This window comes from Dietzia sp. CW19, assembly GCF_014145265.1.
Taxonomy (GTDB): domain Bacteria; phylum Actinomycetota; class Actinomycetes; order Mycobacteriales; family Mycobacteriaceae; genus Dietzia; species Dietzia natronolimnaea.
This window is the reverse complement of sequence record NZ_JAALEE010000311.1, coordinates 1-5,103: the sequence shown is the minus strand read 5'-3', so window position 1 is coordinate 5,103 and position 5,103 is coordinate 1. Positions and strand designations below refer to the sequence as shown.

Annotated in this window: 5 protein-coding genes and 1 pseudogene; 1 reads left to right on the top strand and 5 read right to left on the bottom strand. The window is 69.6% G+C overall.

Translation table 11 applies throughout. The features are described 5' to 3' along the window. Window positions 1-260, top strand: a 260-nt coding sequence (locus G6021_RS09835; protein WP_277817936.1) for an NAD(P)-dependent oxidoreductase, incomplete at its 5' end; no start/stop codon positions are given. Between the two features lie 57 nt (window positions 261-317). Here G6021_RS09835 and G6021_RS09830 read toward each other — a convergent pair. The 5 genes and pseudogenes from G6021_RS09830 to G6021_RS09810 all read right to left on the bottom strand — a co-directional run. After that, window positions 318-1,133 carry an ABC transporter permease gene (locus G6021_RS09830; RefSeq protein WP_206682655.1) on the bottom strand — a complete coding sequence of 272 codons (816 nt, stop codon included), beginning with the start codon at window positions 1,131-1,133 and terminating at the stop codon, window positions 318-320. Then, entirely contained in the window at window positions 1,130-2,143 is a 1,014-nt protein-coding gene (locus G6021_RS09825) for an ABC transporter ATP-binding protein (protein WP_347238945.1), read from the bottom strand. Before G6021_RS09825 ends, G6021_RS09830 begins: the two co-directional genes overlap by 4 nt. Before the next feature lie 411 nt (window positions 2,144-2,554). Next, window positions 2,555-3,214: an alpha/beta hydrolase family protein gene (locus G6021_RS17315; RefSeq protein ID WP_347238354.1), complete on the bottom strand. Its 660-nt coding sequence runs from the start codon at window positions 3,212-3,214 to the stop codon at window positions 2,555-2,557. A gap of 582 nt (window positions 3,215-3,796) precedes the next feature. Next, the gene (locus G6021_RS09815) at window positions 3,797-4,294 is read right to left on the bottom strand and encodes a glutathione peroxidase (RefSeq protein WP_346034869.1); all 498 of its coding nucleotides are present in this window, start codon (window positions 4,292-4,294) and stop codon (window positions 3,797-3,799) included. Window positions 4,295-4,385: 91 nt separating this feature from the next. After that, window positions 4,386-5,103, bottom strand: a pseudogene (locus G6021_RS09810) (MFS transporter); the annotation flags it as partial.

The window sequence follows — 5,103 nt, the reverse complement described above, 5'->3', positions numbered from 1 at the left end:
CCCTCATCGACCAGGCCGCCCTGTACCGCGCGCTCACCGGCGGCCTGATCGGCGGCGCCGCGCTCGACGTGACCGATCCGGAGCCGCCCGCGCCGGACGACCCGCTGTTCGGCCTCGACAACGTGGTGATCACCCCGCACGTCGCCAACCCGGCCGGGCGACTCACCGAGGAGATGGCCGGGCCGCTCGCGGAGAACCTCCGCAGGTTCGTCGACGGCGAGGACCTGCTGTCCGTGGTCGAGTACGGCCGCGGATACTGACGCTCACCACCCCGCGACCCGAGGGGTGCACCCGTCGCACGCCCCGGACGGGAGTCGTCAATCCACCGCACGGCGGATGAACCCGCGCAGACCGACGGCAGCGAAGGCGACCGTCGAGACCGCGAGCCCGAGCGCGATCCACTCCGCCCCCAGATGCGGAGACGAGGTCAGGGCGCCGCGCATCCCCTCCGAGACGTAGGTGAGCGGGTTGAACAGCGTCAGCACCTGGAACCACCGCAGGGAATCGAGCAGCTGCCACGGGTAGAACGTGGCGCCGGTGAAGATCAGCGGCGTCAGGGCCAACGCGAACACCATGTTGATGCGCCGCGCCGGGACCGACGTGCCCAGCACCAGTCCGATCGACGCCCCGGCGAGGCCGCCGACGATCAGGAGCAGCGCGAACACTCCCCAGTTCGCACCGCCGGTCTGCACCCCGCCCGGCAGGATCAGTGCCGCGAGCGGCAGGATCAGCAGCGCCGCGATCAGGGACCGCCCGGTCGCGAACACCAACTTCTCCACCCCCACCATCAGCGGAGAGATCGGCGCCAACAGTCGGTCCTCGATCTCCTTGGTGTACGAGAACTCGATCACCAACGGCAGCGCCACGTTCTGCAGGGCCGTCAGCACGAGCGTCAGTGCGATGATGCCCGGCAACAGCTGCGTCGCGTAGGACTCGTCCACCGCGCCGATCTCCGGCAGGACGAGGCCGAAGACGAAGAGGAACGCCAACGGTTGCATGAGCGACTGCGCGAGGAAGCCCCCCAGTTCGTGACGGAGGGTGTTCCAGATGTCGCGCTGGAGCAGGCCCAGGAAGGCGCGGAGACCCGTCGCGCGCGCCAGCATCGGGTCGGGGTTTCTCGTCACGTCACTCATCGCAGCTCCCGCCCGGTCAGGTGCACGAACACGTCTTCCAGACTGCCCTCGAGCCGGCGCACGTCCCGGACCACGGCTCCCCGTTGTTCGGCGACCGCGATCGCCTCGCCCAGGCGACTGTCGCCGTAGCAGCGCACCCGCCACCGCCCCTGCTCGAGCTCGGCGGACTCCGTCTCCCCGAGTTCTGCCAGCAGCGGAGCGGGATCGTCGGAGGCGTCCAGGACGAGCTCGATGCCGCGACCACCCGGCAACAGATCCCGCAGACCGGCCGGGGTGTCCAACGCGATGCGCTCACCGTGGTCGACGATCGCGATCCGCTCGCACAGCCGATCCGCCTCGGCCATGTCGTGCGTGGTCAGCATGATCGTGGTGCCGGATCGGTGGAGATCGGTCACCCGGTCCCAGAGGAACAACCGCGACTGCGGATCCAGCCCCGTGGTCGGTTCGTCGAGGAAGAGCAGCGGCGGACGGTGCATGAGCGCCCGCGCGATGAGCAGTCGCTGCGCCATACCGCCGGAGAAGTTCTCCACCTGCTCGTCAGCGCGGTCCGCCAACCCGAACTGCTCCAACAGCTCGCGCGAACGCCGCCGCCTGTCCTTCAGTCGCATGCCGTAGTAGGCGCCGTGGAACGTCAGATTCTCCAGCGCCGTCAGTGATCGGTCCAGGTTGCTCTGCTGCGGCATCACCGCGATCCGCCGCTTGACCGCCTGCGGTCCGGCCACCACGTCGATGCCGTCGATCCGCGCGGTGCCGGAGGTCGGCCTCACCCGGGTGGTGAGAATGCCGAGCGTCGTGGTCTTGCCGGCGCCGTTGGGCCCGAGCAGTCCGAAGAGTTCGCCGCGACCGACCGTGAAGTCGATGCCCCTGAGCGCGACCGGGCCCCGGCGGCCGTACTGTTTGCGCAGCTCGCGGACCTCGACCATCGGATCGTCGACGCGCTCTGCCGTCCGGGTGTCGCCGCCCGCCTCCGTCCGGCCGTCGCGGCGCCCGGCGTCGTCGTTCCCGCCCACACAGTCCTCCGATCGCCGAGCAACGTGTAGCGCTCGTGACCCGACGCGGCTTCCCCGATCCCGAAGCCCGTCAGCGAATCGCTGTTGACGTGACAAGCGTAGGTCGTCGTGCCCCTTCGCCGCAGAGACCGATCGGCTCGAGCGCCAACCGGAGCCGCCGCCCGGTGTGCTCGACCGGGTGGCGGCGCTGCCGTGTGCTGGTGCGGACCTCGTCGTCGTCGTTCTCCCCGCCCCTCGGCGGTCCCGCCGCGCGGCGACCCCGCCCCTCAACGACCCCGCCCCTCAACGCCAAGAGCGTTCCGCACACATCGCCCGAGAAGGGGGTGCGCGGAACGGTCTTATCGATGATGGGAGCGAGCGCGAGGGCGCCGGGGCGAACATGGGGCCATCGCGAGGGCGCTGGGGCGGGGGTCAGTCCTCGAGAGCGGGCTTGATGTGCTCCCAGCCGGCCTCGAAGTTCTTGAGGAAGTTCGGCCAGTTGTGCAGCCCCGTGTCGGAGTAGTCCACCCGGTGGTCGACGTTCGCGCGGTCGAGCGCCCTCTCGAAGGCCTCGGTGCCCTCGCGCACGCCCTTCTCCAGGACCAGTCCGATGAGCAGGTTCTGGACGTCCGCGCCGCCGCCGTACTCCTGCAGGTCCTCCGGGCCGATCTCGCCACTGCCGGACGAGAAGTAGACGGCCTTGCCACGCAGTCCCTCCGGGTGAGAGATGGTGTCGTTCTCCGCCCAGCGCCCGCTTCGGTGCGGACCCCACATGTTGTCCACCTGGCCACCGCGGGTCTCCACGCTGAGCCGGACGGTCTGGTAACCGAGCGCGTCCATCGTGGAGTAGTAGCCGCTGAAGGACATCACGGCGTCGTGGAGCCCGGGGTGCGTGGCGGCCAGGTGCATGGCCGCCTGGCCGCCCATCGAGATCCCCCCGATCCCGTTCCTGCCGCTCGTCTCGAGCTGCTCGGCCACGACGCCCGGCAGCTCCTCGGTGAGGAAGGTCTCCCACTTGTTGTTGCCCAGGACCGGGTCCGGCTGCTCCCAGTCGGTGTAGTACGAGGCGAACGCGCCGGCGGGATTGACCACGTGACGTCCTCGTCCGCGAGCCGATCCTCGATCTGGCCCTGGTGGTTCCACCCGGTGCTGCTCACCGGGGCGCCGACGCCGTCGAGCATGTAGAGCACCGGAGCGGCGCCCTCACCCCGGGACGGGACCACCTCGACGGTGATCTCGCGCTGCATCGATTCCGAGGCGACGATCCAGTACTGATACTCCCCCCGCGTGCGCTCGACTCCCCGGAACTCGGTCTCGGTGATGCTCGGATCGACCGGGGAGGGCGTCCCGATGGGGGCAGAGGATCCCTCACCGAGCGGGATGTCCGCGGAGCCCACCGACCCGAGCGAACCGGCGGTCGAGCCCAGAGGGACGGAACCCACGGCCTCGATGATGGTCTCCAGATCGTCCGGCCCCAACGTGGCCGGGTCGATGCTGCCGAGCTGCGCTCCGGCCGGGGCGACCGAACCGAGGGTCAGGGCGAGGGCCAGCGCGCCGGCGGTGGCGGTGGCGGCGAATCGGGGCATTCCGACAGCCATACGGCTCCAGAGTTCTCAGTGATGACTTAAGAACCTTAGCCGCAGCAACTTGAATCGGCCCACTCACCGCACGGCCTCACGACTCCCGCAACGCCTCCTCGACGGCCTTGCGCAGGTCCTCAGGCTTACGGTTGGGGCCGAACCGACCCACCACGGTGCCGTCACGCCCGATGAGGAACTTGGTGAAGTTCCACGAGATCCGACCGCCCAGCAGACCGGATTCCTGCGACTTGAGCCAGCGGTACAGCGGGTGGGTGCCCGATCCGTTGACCTCGATCTTCGAGAACAGCGGGAACTCCACCCCGAAGTTGCGCTCACAGAACGACCCGATCTCCTCGTCGGTGCCCGGCTCCTGGTGCGCGAACTGGTCACACGGGAAGCCCAACACCACGAAGCCCTGGTCGCGGTACTCCTCGTACAGCTTCTGCAACCCCTTGTACTGGGGGGTGAACCCGCATTTGCTGGCGGTGTTGACCACCAAGACGACCTGACCGGCGTAGTCGGCCAGATCCTTCTCGCTCCCATCGAGCAGGCCTGCTCGGAAATCCGTGAGGGTGACATTGTCATCGGGCACGGCGCGTCTCCTCGTCGTCGTCATGACCGGCGGGCTTCACCCGCCGTCCGTCCCGAGGCTTCCACACTCCGGGCCGCTCACGCACCCGGCATCACCGGGCCGCCGACGCCTCGGGCATTCTCAGTGCCGACACCGCACCGATCAGCCCCAGGATCGCCAGGAAGACCAGCGCCCACTCGACCCCCGCCAGCGCGATGACCGAACTGATGCCGCCCACCACGAGCAGGATGATCCCCATGGCCGAGTTGGAGACCGCGACGTAGGTCGTCCGCAGGTCGCCCTCGGCCACGTCCACGACATAGGTCTTGCGCCCCACGCGGACCCCGGAGTGCAACAACGTGAGCAGGAAGTATCCGCCCACGAAGAACACGGTCCCCAGCGCGGACGAGCCGTCGACGCCGGGGAGCGAGACGGCCACCACGAAACCCAGCGCCACGATCGAGGCGGCGGCGGCCGCCCACGCCATGAGCCGACGACTGGACCGGTCGGCGAGCCGGCCGAAGATCCGCCCCCCGACGAGTGAGGCGATCCCGGAGGCGAGGATGAACCCGCCGAGCCCGGCCAGTGCCCCGGTGCCCGCCGCGACGGACATCGACACGATGAACGGCGGACTCAGCGACGACACGAGGATCAGGCCACGCACGGTGACGAACCTGCGGAACGTCCGGTCCTCGCGGAGCATCCGGGCCGCCTCGGCGAACCAGGATCCGCCGCCGTCGCCGTCCTGGTGATCGGCGGCCCCGGCGGCGGCCTCTCCCGCGGGCTCGGTGACCCGCGCGTAGACCAGCGCCGAGAGCACCCACAGCACG